The sequence below is a fragment of the Geomonas silvestris genome, assembly GCF_014193515.1.
In the GTDB taxonomy this organism is placed as follows: domain Bacteria; phylum Desulfobacterota; class Desulfuromonadia; order Geobacterales; family Geobacteraceae; genus Geomonas; species Geomonas silvestris.
On record NZ_BLXX01000003.1, the window covers coordinates 196072 to 213075 of the forward strand.

At 62.6% G+C, this 17004-nt stretch carries 15 protein-coding genes; 10 read left to right on the top strand and 5 right to left on the bottom strand.

Annotation, left to right across the window (positions count from 1 at the left end; all coding sequences use genetic code 11):
• Positions 1–151 precede the first annotated feature (151 nt).
• From GMST_RS07180 to GMST_RS07190, 3 genes are all read right to left on the bottom strand, one after another.
• Positions 152–1141 carry a zinc-dependent alcohol dehydrogenase family protein gene (locus GMST_RS07180; RefSeq protein WP_183353953.1) on the bottom strand — a complete coding sequence of 330 codons (990 nt, stop codon included), beginning with the start codon at positions 1139–1141 and terminating at the stop codon, positions 152–154.
• Positions 1142–1375: 234 nt separating this feature from the next.
• A complete protein-coding gene (locus GMST_RS07185) occupies positions 1376–2089 on the bottom strand; it encodes an LrgB family protein (RefSeq protein WP_183353954.1) in 714 nt (237 codons plus the stop codon).
• Positions 2079–2492 carry a CidA/LrgA family protein gene (locus GMST_RS07190; protein WP_183353955.1) on the bottom strand — a complete coding sequence of 138 codons (414 nt, stop codon included), beginning with the start codon at positions 2490–2492 and terminating at the stop codon, positions 2079–2081. The genes GMST_RS07185 and GMST_RS07190 overlap by 11 nt, the downstream gene beginning before the upstream one ends.
• Before the next feature lie 99 nt (positions 2493–2591).
• Between GMST_RS07190 and GMST_RS07195 the strand changes: the two genes are divergently transcribed.
• Both GMST_RS07195 and GMST_RS07200 read left to right on the top strand, forming a co-directional pair.
• Entirely contained in the window at positions 2592–3464 is an 873-nt protein-coding gene (locus GMST_RS07195; RefSeq protein WP_183353956.1) for a LysR family transcriptional regulator, read from the top strand.
• An 85-nt stretch (positions 3465–3549) separates the two neighbouring features.
• Positions 3550–4035 (top strand): DUF3124 domain-containing protein, encoded by a 486-nt coding sequence (locus tag GMST_RS07200; RefSeq protein WP_183353957.1) that lies wholly within the window; start codon positions 3550–3552, stop codon positions 4033–4035.
• 252 nt (positions 4036–4287) lie between these two features.
• Here GMST_RS07200 and lon read toward each other — a convergent pair whose 3' ends face one another.
• The gene (lon, locus tag GMST_RS07205; protein WP_183353958.1) at positions 4288–6696 is read right to left on the bottom strand and encodes an endopeptidase La; all 2409 of its coding nucleotides are present in this window, start codon (positions 6694–6696) and stop codon (positions 4288–4290) included.
• A 244-nt stretch (positions 6697–6940) separates the two neighbouring features.
• Here lon and GMST_RS07210 point away from each other — a divergent pair, with 244 nt between their 5' ends.
• From GMST_RS07210 to GMST_RS07245, 8 genes are all read left to right on the top strand, one after another.
• Positions 6941–7648, top strand: a complete 708-nt coding sequence (locus GMST_RS07210; protein ID WP_183353959.1) for a response regulator transcription factor — start codon at positions 6941–6943, stop codon at positions 7646–7648.
• 106 nt (positions 7649–7754) lie between these two features.
• The gene (gene macA / locus GMST_RS07215) at positions 7755–8957 is read left to right on the top strand and encodes a macrolide transporter subunit MacA (protein ID WP_183353960.1); all 1203 of its coding nucleotides are present in this window, start codon (positions 7755–7757) and stop codon (positions 8955–8957) included.
• A 2-nt stretch (positions 8958–8959) separates the two neighbouring features.
• A complete protein-coding gene (locus GMST_RS07220) occupies positions 8960–10918 on the top strand; it encodes a MacB family efflux pump subunit (protein ID WP_183353961.1) in 1959 nt (652 codons plus the stop codon).
• 9 nt (positions 10919–10927) lie between these two features.
• Positions 10928–12511 (top strand): efflux transporter outer membrane subunit, encoded by a 1584-nt coding sequence (locus GMST_RS07225; RefSeq protein WP_246399267.1) that lies wholly within the window; start codon positions 10928–10930, stop codon positions 12509–12511.
• A 224-nt stretch (positions 12512–12735) separates the two neighbouring features.
• Complete coding sequence (locus tag GMST_RS07230; RefSeq protein ID WP_246399275.1) at positions 12736–13005, top strand: hypothetical protein; 270 nt, start codon at positions 12736–12738, stop codon at positions 13003–13005.
• Positions 13002–13307 (top strand): phasin family protein, encoded by a 306-nt coding sequence (locus GMST_RS07235; protein ID WP_183353962.1) that lies wholly within the window; start codon positions 13002–13004, stop codon positions 13305–13307. The genes GMST_RS07230 and GMST_RS07235 overlap by 4 nt, the downstream gene beginning before the upstream one ends.
• 182 nt (positions 13308–13489) lie before the next feature.
• Positions 13490–15625: an elongation factor G gene (fusA, locus tag GMST_RS07240; protein WP_183353963.1), complete on the top strand. Its 2136-nt coding sequence runs from the start codon at positions 13490–13492 to the stop codon at positions 15623–15625.
• Positions 15626–15892: 267 nt separating this feature from the next.
• The gene (locus GMST_RS07245) at positions 15893–16072 is read left to right on the top strand and encodes a CsbD family protein (protein WP_183353964.1); all 180 of its coding nucleotides are present in this window, start codon (positions 15893–15895) and stop codon (positions 16070–16072) included.
• A 159-nt stretch (positions 16073–16231) separates the two neighbouring features.
• Here the strand turns inward: GMST_RS07245 and GMST_RS07250 are convergent, their stop codons facing one another.
• Complete coding sequence (locus GMST_RS07250) at positions 16232–16684, bottom strand: BON domain-containing protein (RefSeq protein WP_183353965.1); 453 nt, start codon at positions 16682–16684, stop codon at positions 16232–16234.
• Between the last annotated feature and the right edge of the window lie 320 nt (positions 16685–17004).

A 17004-nucleotide genomic window follows, 5' to 3' on the forward strand; every position in this document is an offset into this window, starting at 1 on the left:
GGGTGTTCTGGCCGCACAACCGTCGACTGCGCGGAGAGGCGTCTCGTGACCATCCGGGGTTTCGCTGGCTGGTGCCTTTTGCCGGTACACAAAAGGCCGTGACGGGATCAGTTTCCCGCACGGCCTTTGGGCATCTTCGTGGTGAATTTTTTTACGGGGAAACGACCAGCACGCCGGCCCCTTTGACCCGTCCGGCCTTGAGGTCGGCCAGAGCTTCATTGGCGGCTTCCAGCGGGTAGAGCTGCACTTCGGTGCGGACCGGCACGCGGGGGGCGATCTCCAGGAACTCCTCGCCGTCCCTGCGGGTAAGGTTCGCGACGGAGCGCAGCACGCGCTCGCCCCAGAGGAGGCGGTACGGGAAACTCGGGATGTCGCTCATGTGGATCCCCGCGCAGACCACCGTCCCCCCCTTACGTACCGCTTCAAGCGAGGCGGGAACAAGCTCTCCCGCCGGGGCGAAGATGATGGCGGCGTCCAGGGCGTCGGGCGGGAGCTGATCCGCGGCGCCGACCCAGACGGCGCCCAGCTGGCGGGCGAACTGTTGTCCTTCGTGGTCACCCGCACGGGTGAAGGCATAGACTTCGCACCCCTGCCAGCGCGCCACCTGGATGATGATGTGGGCCGCGGCGCCGAAGCCGTAGATCCCGAGCCGGCGGGCATCACCGGTCATGCGCAGCGAGCGGTAACCGATCAGGCCGGCGCAGAGCAGCGGCGCCGCCTGCAGATCTCCGAAGCCTTCGGGAAGGGCGAAGCAAAAACGCTGGTCGGCGACGGCGTACTCGGCGTAGCCGCCGTCCAGGTGGTAGCCGGTGAAGCGCGCCCTATCGCAGAGATTCTCTCTTCCTTCGTTGCAGTCCGGGCAGCAGCCGCAGGTGGAGCCGAGCCACGGCACGCCGACCCGGTCTCCCGGTTTGAACTGCGTGACGCCGCTCCCCGAGGTCACCACCCGCCCAACGATCTGGTGTCCCGGCACCAGCGGCAGCTTGGGTTCAGTCAGCTCTCCGTCCAGGATGTGCAGATCGGTGCGGCAGATGGCGCAGGCGGCCACCTTGATAAGCAGCTGCCCCGGGCCGGGTGCAGGTATCGGCAGGTCCCTCAACTGCAGGGGAGTGCCCGGTTTCAGAAGTACCATCGCTCTCATCAGTGCCATCTCCACTGAATGTAGAATGTTCCACTAAGTTCATGTCTGTCGGCCAAGCCTAATACTACACACACTTCAGTCATTATCCAAGTGCGAGCAGGCCGTCTCCCGTTGGCAGAAGATGAGCTGCAGTGGAGTCTTGCGCCTTAGCTCAAAGCTGTGCCAGCAAATTCTGGAAGAGATTCAGTGCACCCCGAAAGGGGAAGGCTGATCAGCACTCTAACGCCTGGGTTCTCAGCGGGATACGGCAGAGACGAGGTGGGCGAGCAGCGGGGCGCTGAGGACGTTGAGCAGGCCGACCAGGACCATGACCAGGCCGGCGATGGCACCTACCTCGCTGTCGATCTGATGCGCCTTTGCTGTGCCGGCACCGTGGGCCCCCATGCCGAGCAGCGCCCCACGGGCCAGCGCCGAACGAAAGGGGAGGCAGCTCAGCAGGAGTTCGCCGATGGTTGCACCGAGAACGCCGGTGATGACCACGAAGACGGAGGTGAGCGCCGGAACGCCGCCGATATCGCCGGAAACCACCATGGCAAACGGAGTGCTCATGGAGCGCGGCAAGAGGCTCAGGCACACGGTGGCGTCGAGGCCGAAGAGCTCGGAAAGGAACCAGGAAGAGATGACGGCAGTGCAACTGCCCGCGACGACCCCCACCAACAGGAGCATCCAGTGCCGGCGAATCAGCGCGCGCTGCTCGTAAATCGGGATCGCGAAGGCGACGGTAGCAGGACCAAGCAGCATCATGAGCCAGTGCGTCCCGCGGATATACTCGGCATACCGGACGTGGCCGATCAGGGCGGCCGCGATAAGGAGAACCGGGGTGAAGACGAGCGGCGAGGTGAAAAGGCTCGGGCGGCGCGCGTTCAGGTATTTTCCCAGGGCGTAGAGGGCCACGGTCAAAAAAGACCAGAAAACCGCGTGAACAAGCAGCTGCTCATCACACCACATCGCAGTTCTCCCCACGGTTCACCCACCGATAGCACAGATCGATGGCCGCACCCGTCACCACCATGATGGCGATCGTCCCGAAGAGGATCACCGCCAGGATCTTCAATCCCAGCATGCCGAGCAGTTCGGGATGATCGAGCACCGCGAGGACCGCAGGGATGAAGAAAAGGAGCATCTCGGCCAGAAACCACTGGGCCCCGCGGCGAACCGTCAGGATGTTCAGTCGCCGGGTGATCAGCAGCAACAGCACGATGAACAGGCCGAGCACCGAGCCCGGGATCATCAGGTGAGTGGTGCGCGCGATTCCTTCGCCTGCCGCCCAGAACAGCAGGATCAGCACAATTTGGAAGAAGCGGCTGGAGCGCAAGGGTCTCCAGAGCGAGGTGCGTAGATAACTGGTCATCTGTCTCTCCCGTGTTTCCGATGTTTGAATCATAGGTTGTTCTGTGGTATTCGTAAAATGAAGATTTCGACTCGAACCGATTCTGATCAGGAATAGTATATGGAGATGCGGACCTTACGGACCTTCGTCGAGGTGGTGCGGCAGGGTGGATTTTCCCGTGCGGCCAAGACGGTCTTTGTCACCCAGTCCACGGTGAGCAAGGCGGTCAAGCAGCTGGAAGACGAGCTGGGGCTGCAGCTATTGGACCGGATCGGCGCGAACGTGAAGCTCACCGCCGCCGGAGAGATCGTCTACCGCCGTGCACTCGCGATTCTGGCCCAGGGGGACGACCTGAAAGCGGAGCTCGAGGAGCTGCGCGGGCTTAAGGGGGGCGTACTGCGCCTTGGGGTGCCGCTCATCGGCAGCAACACGCTCTTTGCCCACCGCTTCGCCGCCTATCGAAACCGCTACCCCGGGATCGAGCTGCAGCTCATGGAACACGGCAGCAAGCGGCTCGAGGAGTTGGTGCTGGCAGGGGAGCTGGACCTGGCGGCGACGCTGTTGCCGGTCGGTGAGGAGTTCGAGTGGCAGGAGGTCTGGCGCGAGCCGATCGACGTGCTGCTTCCGGCGGAGCACCCGCTGGCCGCCTCAGAGAAACTCTCGTTCCGGCAGCTTAAGGACCTCCCCTTCATCCTCTACGGTCCGGGCTTCGCGCTGAACCAGATGATCCTCGATGCCTGCCGGGAGAGCGGCTTCACGCCGAAGGTCTCGGCGCAGTCGAGCCAGGTTGATTTCGTGATCGAGCTGGTCGCCACGCGGTTAGGGGTGGCGCTATTGCCGCGCATGATCGCCGAGCAGCGGCCGCATCCCCTGACCCGGCGGGTTCCGGTCGAGCAGCCGGCGCTCTTTTGGCACCTGGCGCTCATCTGGCGGCGCGGCGGCTACCTCTCCCCTGCGGCTCAAGCCTGGCTTGCCTTGGCTGCGGAAACCTGAGCAACGGCCGAAAATGCAGGGGACTGGGCTCCGTGGGTGCCTGTCCCCTTGGAATTCGAACAAGACCATAAAAGGAGGCTCAACAATGAAACAGAAACTCCCGGTGCTGCTGGCTCTTATTCTGTTGTTTGCAGTTTCGTTCACCGTTACCGCCACTCCGGCCGCCGCGGCGCCGGAATACCGGCTCTCCAAAGGGCAGACTGTGTACGTGCCGGTCTACTCCAACGTCTTCAGCGGTCCCAGAAAGCGCCCGTTCCAACTGGCCGCTACCTTGAGCGTGCGGAACACCGACCCTGCTGGCTCGCTTAAGATAACCGCCATCGACTACTACGACACCAACGGAAAGCTGGTGCGCCGCTACCGCACCGGTGCGCTTTCTTTGGGCCCCCTGGCCTCGGCGGATTTTCACATCGACGAGAAGGACGTAGCTGGCGGCTTCGGTGCCAACTTTATCGTGAGGTGGGAAGCGGACCGCGCCATAAACGCCCCGATCATCGAGTGCGTCATGATCGGAACCGCGTCGGGGCAGGGGATCTCGTTTGTGAGTCCGGGGCAGGAGATCAAGGAGTAGCGAGCAGAGGGAAGGGGATGATGGCAGCAGGGGAAGATCGAGGGGGACAGGCACCAATTAATAATGGCCTGTCAAATGTTGGCCGCTTGACAGGTCGGATCTCCACAAAGAGCAGATGTTGTACAACGAGTGGATGAGCGGTTGTCAAAAAGGGGGACTGGCACTTTGCGGAGCCAGTCCCCCTCGACGTTTTCAGGTACCTGAGATGCGTTTCTCTTCTCGTCAGGCCGCTTTCGGTTTTTCCTTCACCTTCTACACCGGCTCGCCAAAGGCCACCTTGTACACGTCCTTGTACTCGCTGGCGAAATGCACCTCGATTCCTTCCTGCAGGTAATCCGGCAACTCGGCGAAGTCCTTGCGGTTGGCCTCGGGGAAGATGAGCACCGTAAGTCCGGCGCGGCGGGCGGCGATGGTCTTCTCCTTGACCCCGCCGATCGGGAGCACCCGCCCGGTAAGCGTCAGCTCTCCGGTCATGCCGAGCTTCGCGCGCACCGGCTTCCCGCGCATCATGGAGATGAGCGCGGTAGCCATGGTGACGCCGGCGGAGGGGCCGTCCTTCGGGGTCGCGCCGGCCGGCACGTGCAGGTGCACGAAGTGGGTGTCGAAGAAATCTTCGGCCACACCGTACTCCTTCAGGTGCGCCATGACGTACGAGTAGGCGATCTCGGAGCTCTCCACCATGACGTTGCCGAGTTGCCCGGTCTGGCGGAACCCTTTCCCCTTGCTGGGCATGGCCGCCGCCTCGATGGGTAAGGTCGCTCCCCCCATGCTGGTCCAGGCAAGCCCGGTCACCACACCGGCCACGTTCTCGAAAACCTCCTCGGTCACGAACACCGGCTGCCCCAGGTAGTCGACCAGGTCCTTCTTGCTGATCACGACGGGCTCGATGCGCCCGGAGGCGAACTCGAGCGCCGCCTTGCGCATCAGCTTCTTGATCCGGTTCTCCAGGTTCCTGACGCCAGCCTCGCGCGCCCAACCGTCGATGAGCGCGGCGAGCGCCTCTTTCTTGATGGTCACCTGCCCCGACTTCAAGCCCGCGTTCTTGAGCGCCTTGGGGATCAGGTAGCGCTTGGCGATCTCCATCTTCTCCTCGAGCACGTACCCCGAGAGCCGGATGATCTCCATACGATCCAGAAGCGGCGCCGGGATGGTGTCCAGCTGGTTCGCCGTTGCGATGAAGAGCACGTTGGAGAGGTCGAAGGGGACGTCCAGGTAGTGATCCCGGAAGGTCGCGTTCTGTTCGGGGTCGAGCACCTCGAGAAGCGCCGAGGCGGGATCGCCTTGGAATGAGGCGCCGACCTTGTCGATCTCGTCCAGCATGAGCACCGGGTTCGCGGTCGCGGCGCTCTTCATGGCCTGGATGAACTTGCCGGGCATGGCACCGATGTAGGTGCGCCGGTGCCCCTTGATTTCGGCCTCGTCGCGCATACCGCCCAGCGAGAAGCGGTAGAAGCTCCGCCCCAAGGCGTCGGCGATGCTCCGCCCGATCGAGGTCTTACCGACACCCGGCGGCCCCACCAAACAGAGGATGGATCCCGAAATGTTCCCCTTCAGCTTGCCAACAGCGATGAACTCGGTGATGCGGTCCTTCACGTCGCTAAGCCCGTGGTGGTCGCGGTCCAGGATGCGCCGCGCCTTGTCCAGGTTATAGGAATCCTTGCTGAAGCTCCCCCAGGGGAGCACCGTGAGCCAGTCCAGGTAGTTGCGGGTCACGTGGTACTCGGGGGAGGAGGGCTCCAAAAGCCGGAACTTCTCGATTTCCTCCGTGACCGTGCGCTGCGCCTCGGGGTTCAAGGTGAGCTTTTTCAGGCGCTCCTCGAACTTCTCGATCTCCGAGGTCTTTCCTTCCTTTTCCAGCCCCAGCTCTTTCTTGATCGCCTTTAACTGCTCGCGCAGGAAGAACTCGCGCTGCTGCTCGCTGATCTTCTCCTCGATCTGCTTGGTGATCTTGGTCTGCAGCCGGGAGACCTCGAGCTCCTTCTTCAAAAGCACCAGCACGATGTCGATCCGCTTGCGCACGTCCAGCGCCTCGAGCACCTGCTGCAGCTCCTGCCCGTCGGCCGAAGTGAGGTTCGCCGCAAAATCGGCCAGGCGCCCGGGATCGTCCAGGCTGGAGCGGCTTAAAAAGAGCTTGATCTCCTCGGTGTAGAGCGGGTTGATCTGCACCAGCTCCTTGATGGTGGAGAGGACCGCCATCGAGTAGGCCTTCAGCTCCTCGTTCACCGAGAGCTCGGGCGCGTATTCGTAGCTGACCCGCGCGAAGTAGGCCCCGGAAATATCGGTCAACTCATCGATGGAGAAACGCTCCAGCGTGTTGACCAGGAAGTGGATATTCTCCTCGTCCTGGTGGATCACCTTGACCACTTTCCCCACCACCCCTACGCGGTGCATGTTCTCCAAACCATCGGGTCGGGCGGGATCGCGCACCAGCACGAGACCCAGGGCGTGGGCGGGGTTGTCGAGGGCGCGCTGCACCGCCGCTTTCTGATGCGGATCGCTGACCGCCATCGGGAAGAGGAGGTTCGGAAAGGCCGGGCGCGGCTTGATCGGGATGATGGGAAGACTCGGCGGCAGCACCTCGGAGGCGAGCACCAGCCCTCCGGATTCGTCACTCTCAGGCTTGCCGTTGTATTCGACATCTATGGTGGGCTGTTCACTCATGGTAAGGCTCCCGTAGTTGTTTTTATGAAACCTAAGCATCCACCCCCTTGTTGTCAACCTGCCCGATCCTTAACCTGCTGCTCCCGCGGAACCCCTCGGCATTATTGTGGAAAACTGGCGCGAGAGGCGCACGGACTGCGGCTTGGCAGGGTCCCGAGACTACTTAAAGCTTCTTTACAACTCTTAACAGTCGCACGCAGGAGGTTGGGCTATACTCGCCGAAAAAATCAGTTGGGAGATTGCCGTGTCGAAAAAGATCCTGCTTGTAGATGACGATGCCGGCCTGTGTCAGCTGCTTCAAAGCTACCTGGGTGGCGAGGAGTTCGAGGTGGTTACGGTTCATGAGGGGAAGGCGGGAGCTGCAGCTGCACTCGAAGGGGATTATGCGGCGGTGATCCTCGATGTGATGCTGCCGGGGCTGAACGGCTTCGAGGTGCTGCGCAAGCTGCGCCAGGTCTCTGAGGTGCCGGTGCTCATGCTGACGGCGCGGGGCGAGGAGGTGGACAGGATCGTGGGGCTGGAGCTTGGGGCTGACGATTACCTCTGCAAACCGTTCAACCCGCGCGAGCTGATCGCCCGGCTGCGCGCCATCCAGCGGCGCAGCGGGATCCTGCCGCACGAGGGACGCCCCGGGACGCTGGTGGTTGGGGATGTCGCCATGAACCTGGGGACCCGCACCCTGTACTGTTCGGGGGAGTCCATCGACCTGACCTCATCCGAGTTCTCGGTGCTGGAGGTGTTGCTGCGGCTGGCCGGAACCGTGGTGACCCGCGAGGAGCTGACCCGGCAGGCGCTGGGGCGCGAGTTCCGCAGCTTCGACAGGAGCGTCGATGTCCATGTAAGCGGGCTGCGCAAAAAGCTCGGCACAGGGCTGGACGGCGGTGACAGGATCAAGTCGGTGCGCGGGGTGGGGTACCTCTATGGGTACTCGCCTGAGTGGCAAAACCAGTAACACCCTTTCACAGGAACACAGAGGGGAAAACCGAGGAAGGGCAGGAGAAAATCTGGAAACTGGAAAACCTTCGAATGCGGAACGCAGTCACAGATCAGGAGAATCAATGAAGTTTTCAGGCAGGAAGGTAGCTGTTGCAGTATTGGTTTTGCTGGTCCTGGGGGGCGCAGGGCTGGCGGCACAGAAGGGATTCAGCAAGCCTAAGCCGACCTACGTCACGGCTCAGGCGACAACGATGGACCTGGAGGAAAGTGTCCTCGCAAGCGGCACGTTGAAGGCGTTCAAAACGGTTGCGGTCGGTGCCCAGGTTTCCGGGCAGTTAAAGACGCTGCACGTGGCGCTGGGCGACAAGGTGAAGAAAGGACAGCTGCTCGCCGAAATCGACCCGGTGCTGCAGCAGAACACGCTGAAAGACGCCGAGGCCCAGGTGGAGAACCTGAAGGCCCAGCGCCGCTCCAAGGAGGAGCTCTTAAAACAGTACCGGCTCGCCTTCCAGCGCCAAAGTCAGCTGGTGGCGAAAGATGCCGGTTCCCGCGCCGATCTGGAAAGCGCCCAGGCACAGCTGGAGAGCACGCGTTACGACATCGCGGCGCTGGATGCCCAGTTGAAGAAGGCGGTCATCGCCGTGGACACCGCCCGGGCCAACCTGGGCTACACCCGGATCAACGCCCCCATCGACGGGGTGGTGATCTCCATCGACACCGAAGAGGGGCAGACGGTGGTCTCCACCCAGTCCGCCACCACCATCCTCACCCTGGCAAACCTGGACACCATGACGGTGAAGGCCAAGATATCCGAGGCCGACGTCACCAAGGTCAGGCCGGGCCTCACCACCTATTTCACCCTCTTGGGGGATGCCGACAAACGCTACTACGGAAAACTGCGGGCCATCGAGCCGGGGCCGGTTTCTTCGAGCACCAGCAGCACCTCGAGTGCCAGCTCCAGCACGACTTCCGGCAGTTCCGCCATCTACTACTACGGGCTCTTCGAGGTCCCCAACGCCGACAACCGGCTCAAGGTCTCCATGACGGCGCAGGTCGCCATCGTCCTTAACCAGGCGAAGCAGGCACTCTGCATCCCTGTCGCAGCGCTCGCCGACAAACGCGCCGACGGACAGGCGACGGTCCAGGTGCTCAGGGGCGAGCAGGTGGAGCGCCGCAGCATCCGTACCGGCATCGGCAACAACGTCCAGGTGCAGGTGCTGGAGGGGCTCAAGGCCGGCGAGAAGGTCGTGGTGGGGGACAGTACCAGCGTCCCGGAAACCACCACGAGTTCCGGCCACATGCCGCCTCCGGGCGGGAGGCGCTAGCCATGGATCGGCCGCTTTTGGAACTCTGCGGGCTGGGACGGCACTTCGTCACCGGCGAGCAGGAGATCGCCGTCCTCAAGGACGTGAACCTCACCATCAACGCCGGCGAGCTGGTCGCCATCATCGGCGCCTCTGGCTCCGGCAAGTCCACCCTGATGAACATCCTGGGGTGCCTGGACCGCCCCAGCGAGGGGAGTTACCTGATCAACGGCGAGGAGACCGGTACGCTTTCCGGGGACGAGCTGGCACGCCTCAGGCGCGAGTACTTCGGTTTCATCTTCCAGCGTTACCACCTGATGCCGCACCTCTCCGCCACCCAGAACGCCGAGATCCCGGCGGTGTACGCGGGGGTACGCAAGGAGGAGCGCCGGGCGCGGGCTCGCGAGATCCTCTGCCGGCTCGGGCTCGAGGAGCGCTGCGAGCACCGACCCAACCAGCTCTCCGGTGGCCAGCAGCAGCGCGTCAGTATCGCCCGCGCCCTCATGAACGGCGGCGAGGTGATCCTGGCGGACGAGCCAACCGGGGCCCTGGACAGCAAGAGCGGCCAGGAGATGATGGCGCTGCTTCATGAGCTGCACGACGCGGGGCACACCATCATCCTGGTGACCCACGACGCCCAGGTGGCAAGGCACGCCGAGCGGATCATCGAAATCAGCGACGGCCGGATCGTGTCCGATCGGGTGAACCCGGCGGCCCCGCCCCGGCAGCGTCGCCAGCGACTGGAAAAGGGCCCGGTGCAAAACGAGTCCTCCCTTCTTGCCGCCGCCTGGGGGCGCTTTGCCGAGGCCTTCAAGATGGCGCTCATTGCCATGGCCAGCCACCGGATGCGTACCCTCTTGACCATGCTGGGTATCGTGATCGGCATCACTTCGGTTGTCTCCGTGGTGGCCTTGGGGCAGGGGGCACGCCAGAAGGTGATCAACGACATCTCCGCCATGGGGACCAACGTGATCGACATAAGTCCCGGCAAAGACTGGGGCGATGAGGACGCCGCGGGCATCCAGACCCTGGTTCAGGCGGATCTGGAGGCGCTGAAGGCGCAGGTCTACGTGGACAGCGCGACCCCCACGGTAAGCGACAGCGAACTCCTGCGTTACCGCAACGTGACGGCGAACGCCCAGGTGAAGGGGGTAGGGGAGCAGTACTTCCGGGTGCGCGGCTACGAGTTCGAGAAAGGGTCCGGCTTCGGCGCGGAGGACGTCCGGCTCCAGGCCCAGGTGGTGGTCATCGACAAGAACACCAGCAAGAAGTTCTTCGCCCAAGAGGACCCGATCGGCAAGGTGCTCCTGGTCGGCTCGCTCCCCTGCCGTGTCATCGGGGTGACCAAGGAAAAGGAAGGCCCCTTCGGCAACAACCAGAACCTGGAGGTGTGGATCCCTTCCAGCGCTGCCATGGCGCGGCTTTTAGGGCAGCAGTACCTGAACTCCATCACGGTGCGGGTGCGCGACGGAGTCTCGAACCAGATCGCCGAGCAGAGCATCATCAAGCTTCTGACCCAGCGCCACGGGCGCAAGGACTTTTTCACCAGCAGTTCGGATACCATCATGAAAACCGTGAACAAGACCACCCAGACCCTGGCGCTGATGATCTCGGCGATCGCACTGATCTCACTCGTCGTCGGCGGAATCGGGGTGATGAACATCATGCTGGTCTCGGTTACCGAAAGGACCCACGAGATCGGCATCCGGATGGCGGTAGGGGCGCGGCAGGAAGACATCATGCAGCAGTTTCTCATCGAGTCGGTGCTGGTCTGCCTGGTGGGCGGGATGATCGGCATCCTGCTCTCCTACGGGGTCGGCACGGTCTTCTCAATCTTCGTGAAGAGCTTCGCCATGAAGTTCTCCCTGGTGTCGGTGGTCTCCGCCTTCCTCTGTTCGACGTTAATCGGTGTCGTGTTCGGATTTCTGCCGGCGCGTAACGCGGCCCGCCTCGACCCCATCGACGCGCTGGCCAGGGAGTAGGTGAGTTTTATGAAGAGAACGCACGAGATGAGCACATCGACAGCATGGATCCCACAGCATTCCCACACCTTAAAAACGCTCCTTTTCCCCCTGCGGGAGAGGGGTGAGGCGAGGGGGAGGCTGGATCTGGGCAAGGCTGTTTCCGGTAGCGGACGTGAGGCTTTCGTCGCCCTTCTGCTTTCCGTCGCCCTGCTGTTTTCCGGCTGCGCCGGCCTCCTGCCGCGCAGCCAGTACAGCACCCCCGCGGCGGCCCTGCCGCAAACCTGGCAAGAGCAGACGCTGACCGGCAGCGCAGTCGCCCTGAAGGACGGCTGGTGGCGCGACTTCAACGACCCGCAGTTAAGCGGACTCATCGAGGGCGCCCTCACGAGCAATAACGACCTGGCGGCCGCGGCGATCAAGGTGCGCCGGGCCCAGCTGAACGCAAGCCTCACCGACACCAACCGCACCCCGTCGGTCAGCGCCTCGGGGAACTCGAGCCTGAACCACGACTTCAAGAGCGGCCGGGACACTAGATCGAGCGGCGTGACCGGCACGGTGAGCTACGAGCTCGACCTCTGGGGCAAGCTGGCGAGCGCCCGGGACGCCGGCCGGTTCGAGGCGGCGGCCACCGAATTCGATCGCCAGGCGAGTGCGCTGTCGCTCATCGGAACCACCGCTGCCGACTACTGGCAGCTCGGCTACCTGAACGAGCGGATCGCCACCGCGCAGGCGAGTATCGGGTACGCCGAGAAGATCCTCGACCTTGTGAACGTGAAGTACGCCGCCGGTGCGGTCTCCGCGCAGGACCAGGTCCAGGCGCGCCAGACGCTGGCGACGCAGCGCGCCGAACTGAGCCAGCTGCTGCAGCAGCGCACCGAGGCGCGCAACGCGCTGGCGCTCCTCTTCGACCAGGCTCCGGAGCATGCGGTCGCGGAGCCGACGAAGCTGCCGGATGGTGTGCTCCCTCAAATGGCTGCCGGTCTCCCGGCGAGCGTGCTGGCCCAGCGCCCGGACCTGAAGGCAGCCGAACAGCGGCTCAGGAAGTACCTCGCCACTATCGATTCCACCCGCGCCAGCTTTTATCCAAGCTTCACCCTGACCGGCTCCCTGGGGACCGCGAGTGCTTCGCTTTTGAGCGTGCTGCAAAACCCCTACGGAACGCTGGGTGCCGGGATCACGCTTCCCTTCGTGCAGTGGAACACCATGCAGCTCAACGTTGAGATCGCAAAGACCGACTACGAGGAAGCGGTCGTCAACTTCCGGCAGTCGCTTTATACCGCGCTGGGGGACGTGGAAAACGCCCTGTCGGCACGCGAACGCTACGCCGAACAGAACCGCGAATTGGAGGAATCGCTCGCCCTGGCCAAGCGAGCCGAGGAACTGGCGGAGATCCGCTACCGTGCCGGCTCCACTGCACTGCAGGCCTGGCTCGACACCCAGGAGAGCCGGCGCAGCGCCGAGAAGTCCCTGGCAGAAAACCGCCTGAATCGCCTTAAGAACCTGATGACGCTCTACCAAGCCTTAGGCGGGCCGGTGCCCAAGGAGAAGCAGGTTGAGGTTAAGGTTGAGGTTGAGAAAGAGGCACGGGCCTTCCCGGTTCCTGCCCGATAAGCAGGTGGCCCCCCCGCGCTTAAATTTCAGCCCGGGACCCGGCTGGAGGGGGCGGCTTGGCGGTCCGGTCGGCCCATTATTCTGCGCCAACGCTGGTGGCAAAGGGGATATGATAAAGAAAAAAAGGTCGCCACGAGGAAGGCCAGTGCCGGGGAAAGCCGACTGGTCGGCCCGTCCTGCGCAGCATCACCCCCGGCATTCTGCCAGGACGAAGGGGATGAAACATGTGCAGCAACTACCTGGATGAGCTGTACGACAACACGTTCGAATCGGTCTACGAGGCGCTGGTGGAGTTGGTTCGCAAGGACCCCCGGAGGGCGCTGCAACAGATACGCGGCATCCTGAAGAGCCTTTATGTCAGGCAGGGCAATGACTGGAGCGGGCGCGGCGTGGTAGGCGACACCGGCATCGACGCCTCCATAGCCGCGCATGAGTCGGTGCTGGCGGACCTCGCGTCACGCCGGACTTCGAGAGATGAAAAGGAGTCGCCATGAAAGACACACTAGAGCAGCTTTTCTACTTCGGAGTGGGGAGCATCCTGTTGGCCAAGGAGAAGTTGGACAAGGCCACCGATATGAGCCGCAGCTTCAAGGAGCAGGGGGACCAGAAGGCGCGGGAGTTTTACGATGAGGCAGTTGCCAAGGGGAGCAGCGAGCGGAGCCAGTTCAAGGGGATGGTCAAGGATCTCTTGAAGGAAGTGGTGGGCGACCTCGGTCTGGCCACCCACGCCGACATCGCCGCGCTCCGCGAAGAGATCGCCCTCTTGCGCCGGGAACAGGTGAAATACGGCGATTGAGCGGTTGATGAGCAGGTGCCACCGCGGAGCCCTTGCCGAGCAGAGAGCAAGGGCTCTTCGCTTATCACAATGAATTACTCCCAACGATCGAATTCATGATATAAGAACTGACTGGTACGCCAGTACCGATAACTGCATCTCCTTTATGGTATTGCCCGGTCACCTGCAGTTCATGTAGTTTGATGCGGCCCCCAACCCTCCGCTTTTGCCATGGGGTCCGCAGGGGGAGAACTACCATCCAACCTCTCGACCTCGACCCGATCGCATCCATCCGCAATTTCGGCATTGTTTCCCACATCGACGCTGGCAAGACTACCGTTTCGGAGCGCATCCTCTTCTACTCGGGCGAGACCCACAAGATGGGGGAGGTGCACGACGGCCTGGCGGTCATGGACTGGATGCCCCAAGAACAAGAACGCGGTATCACCATTACCGCGAGCACCACGACCTGCCACTGGAGCGACTGCCGCCTTAACCTGATCGACACCCCGGGACATATCGATTTCACCATCGAGGTGGAGCGCAGCATGCGGGTCCTGGACGGCGCCATCGCCATCTTCAGCGCCGTCGAAGGGGTGCAGCCCCAAAGCGAGCTGGTCTGGCGCCAGGCGGACCGCTACCGGGTGCCGCGGATCTGCTTCATCAACAAGATCGACCGCATCGGAGCGGACTACCAGCAGGCCCTGCAGCAGGTGGTGGAAAGGCTCCAGGCCCGCCCGGTCCTGCTGCAGCTGCCGGTGGGGGTGGAGACGAGCTTTGCCGGGGTGATAGACCTGCTTGCCGAGGAGCTGGTGAGCTTCGAGGAGAGCGACCTGGGGAGGACGGTGCGGAGATCTCCTGTGCCGGAGGAATTGAAGCCCGAGGTCCAGGAGGCGCGCCTGAGGCTTACCGAAGTGGCAGCCGACTTCGACGACGAGGTGATGGCTGATTTCCTGGAGGGGAGGGCGATCCCCGCGGAGCGGCTGCGCGCGGCGCTTAGGCGCGGCACGCTTTCCTGCGCGATCTTTCCGGTGTTCCTTGGCTCGGCACTACGCAACAAGGGGATCCAGCCGCTCATGGACGCGGTCTGCGACTTTCTCCCCTCCCCACTGGAGCTCCCCGGGCTGGTGGGGCGCCACCCGGAAACCGGTACCGGTCAGACGCTCACCTGCGATCCCGCGGCGCCGCTGCAGGCGCTTGCCTTCAAGGTGATGGCCGAGGAGGGGCGCCGGCTCACCTACCTCAGGGTGTACAGCGGCACGCTGAAGCCGGGGGCGGCCCTTTTGAACAGCGCCCGGCGCACCACCGAGCGGATCAAGCACATCTTCCACATCCACGCCCACAAGCGCGAGGAGATCCCCGAGGGGCGTGCGGGCGACATCGTGGCGGTCACCGGCTGCCAGGTTACCCTCACCGGTGACACCCTGAGCGACCCGGCCCAGCCGCTCGTGCTGGAAGGGCTCGAGGTTCCGGAGCCGGTGGTTTCCCTGGCGGTGGAGGCGAAGGCCGCCCACGATCGCGAGAACCTGTTGAGCTCGCTGGAGAAGTTCGGCTGGGAGGATCCCACCTTCAAGGTCCACGAGGACCCCGAGACCGGCCAGACCATCCTCACCGGGATGGGGGAACTGCACCTGGAGATCATCCTGGACCGGCTTTCCCGTGAGTACGGCGTGCAGGTGAAAACCGGCCGTCCGCGGGTCGTCTACCGGGAGACCCTGCGCCACCAGGTGGAGCGGCGCGAGGTGTTCCACCGCGAGGCGGGTGACCGGCGCCCGGAGAACGCGGAACTCTTGTTGCGGGTAGGGCCTCTGCCACGCGGCAAGGGGGTGCGGATCCAGGTCCCGCCGCCTTTGGCGCCGTTGACCTCCGAACTCATGAGCGCGGTGCGCCGCAGCCTGCAGCAGGGATGCGAGGCCGGCTGCCGCACCGGATACCCGCTTACCGACGTGAAAGTGGACGTGCTGGAAATCCCGGTTGAAGGCGGGGTGCCGAGCGAGACGGCGCTTTGGGGGGCTGCCCAGCGCGGGGTCATCCTGGCAGCCCGCGAGGCGGGGCCCTTCCTTTTGGAGCCGATCATGTCGCTCGAGCTGGAGCTTCCCGCGGAGCACCTGGGCAAGGTGCTCGGCTCGCTGCAGCAAAAACATGGGCGTGTCGAGGGGATGGAGGAGCGGGGGGCGGTGCAGGTGGTGCGGGCCACGGTTCCCCTGGCAGAGATGTTCGGCTACATGACCGAACTGCGCAGCGCGACCAAGGGGCGCGGCAGTTACACCATGGAGTTCAAAGGGTTCGAGGTGGCACCTGCCGAGGTCCAGGAGCGTCACGGCCTGCTCCCGTGCTGACCACGCTGTCCTCGCGTTCTTCATGAAGAAGCCGCTGTAGGAACCTCGGCAGCACCTTTCTCACCCGTTTCTCTCAAGAACGATCTGCCGCTGGCAATGGTTGTCGCAGTGTTGTAGGAGTAATCGCATTAGTTACTCAGAAAATGTGCCTGAACCTCGTGTGATCGTCAGGATGCTCAAAGTATATTTTTGTGTTGATGTAGCACCTGACAAAACATACAATATGTATGTAGCTGACGGATCACTCCAAAACTGGAGGTGTGACTCATGAGAGACAGCACGAAAGACAAAGCAGAAGGTAAATTTCACGAAATAAAAGGTAAAGTAAAAGAGTCTACTGGTAAAGCAATCAACAACCCGAAGGTGGCTATTGAAGGACATAGCGAAAAAGTAGCAGGAAAAATCCAGAAAAAAGTAGGCGATACTGAGAAAGTTCTAGAGAAATAGTGTCAATGGGACACGCTACTGACAAAAAACAAGCCGCTTCTCACAAGGAGGCGGCTTGTTTTGTTTCTGGTCCTCACGCGGTACTCACAATTTTGCGCCTAAACGGCATGGTGCAGCTGCACTGAGCGGCGAGCACCTGGTCTGCTTGTAGACATATGGTTATTTTTCCAGCTGTTTATCCACTTTGTCAGACTTCTTCTCCGATTTTTTCTCTTTCTTGTGGGCGATTGTCAGCTCGTTCTTCACGTTCTCCTTGCCAGCGACTTCGACTGCCGCTTTCTCCACCGCCTGTTTCTCTTTTTCGCTGCGCACCGGCCCCTTGAGCGTCACCGCACCGGCGCGGGTGATGATCTTCACGTTGTGCGCGTACTGGGAAAGCGATTTGTCCTTCACGATGGCCTGGCGGATCTGCTGGGTAATCTTGCGGTCCGCCGGTGTCTCGGCCTGCTGGTCCGCCGTCAGTTCTTGGGCGTGCTGCCTGTTTTGCTTCGTGTTGTCGGCACTGCTCGCCGCATCGGACGTGCTCTTCTTAGCCTCCGCCGCCTGTGCGGGTACCGACAGGCCGAGGGTTGCCGCCAGGGCGAGCGCCATAAGCAGGTAATTCGTCTTCATCGATCCCTCCTTGGGTGCAGTGCCTCGGGCCCGGTGCGGACCCTTGGCTGTAAATTTTGTTAAAGAACATTAATCACTATTTTTTATTTGTCAACTGCCGAGCGTCCCGGAAATCTCCGCATCTTCGCCTCTTCGGCCTAAAGCGCGGTTTTAGAGCCTCCTCCCCATGAGAACCCCTCCGCACCTCCACTCTCTCCAGCCGTGGCGCGGCTTCGCAGCATCATGAGCTTTGACATCAGGGTGAAGTCCGATAGCATTATGCGTTGTTAATAGAACGCGTTCTTACTCCCCGCGAGGGGGGGGCACCGCTCTCTCATGAT

Excerpts from the sequence above, each read along its gene's own strand:
- GMST_RS07230 (WP_246399275.1), top strand. The coding sequence starts at position 12,736 with ATGTGCAGCAACTACCTGGATGAGCTGTACGACAACACGTTCGAATCG.
- GMST_RS07235 (WP_183353962.1), top strand. The coding sequence starts at position 13,002 with ATGAAAGACACACTAGAGCAGCTTTTCTACTTCGGAGTGGGGAGCATC.
- GMST_RS07225 (WP_246399267.1), top strand. The coding sequence starts at position 10,928 with ATGAAGAGAACGCACGAGATGAGCACATCGACAGCATGGATCCCACAG.
- GMST_RS07245 (WP_183353964.1), top strand. The coding sequence starts at position 15,893 with ATGAGAGACAGCACGAAAGACAAAGCAGAAGGTAAATTTCACGAAATA.
- GMST_RS07180 (WP_183353953.1), bottom strand. The coding sequence starts at position 1,141 with ATGAGAGCGATGGTACTTCTGAAACCGGGCACTCCCCTGCAGTTGAGG.
- GMST_RS07195 (WP_183353956.1), top strand. The coding sequence starts at position 2,592 with ATGGAGATGCGGACCTTACGGACCTTCGTCGAGGTGGTGCGGCAGGGT.
- lon (WP_183353958.1), bottom strand. The coding sequence starts at position 6,696 with ATGAGTGAACAGCCCACCATAGATGTCGAATACAACGGCAAGCCTGAG.
- GMST_RS07250 (WP_183353965.1), bottom strand. The coding sequence starts at position 16,684 with ATGAAGACGAATTACCTGCTTATGGCGCTCGCCCTGGCGGCAACCCTC.
- fusA (WP_183353963.1), top strand. The coding sequence starts at position 13,490 with ATGCGGCCCCCAACCCTCCGCTTTTGCCATGGGGTCCGCAGGGGGAGA.
- GMST_RS07220 (WP_183353961.1), top strand. The coding sequence starts at position 8,960 with ATGGATCGGCCGCTTTTGGAACTCTGCGGGCTGGGACGGCACTTCGTC.
- GMST_RS07185 (WP_183353954.1), bottom strand. The coding sequence starts at position 2,089 with ATGTGGTGTGATGAGCAGCTGCTTGTTCACGCGGTTTTCTGGTCTTTT.
- GMST_RS07190 (WP_183353955.1), bottom strand. The coding sequence starts at position 2,492 with ATGACCAGTTATCTACGCACCTCGCTCTGGAGACCCTTGCGCTCCAGC.
- GMST_RS07200 (WP_183353957.1), top strand. The coding sequence starts at position 3,550 with ATGAAACAGAAACTCCCGGTGCTGCTGGCTCTTATTCTGTTGTTTGCA.
- macA (WP_183353960.1), top strand. The coding sequence starts at position 7,755 with ATGAAGTTTTCAGGCAGGAAGGTAGCTGTTGCAGTATTGGTTTTGCTG.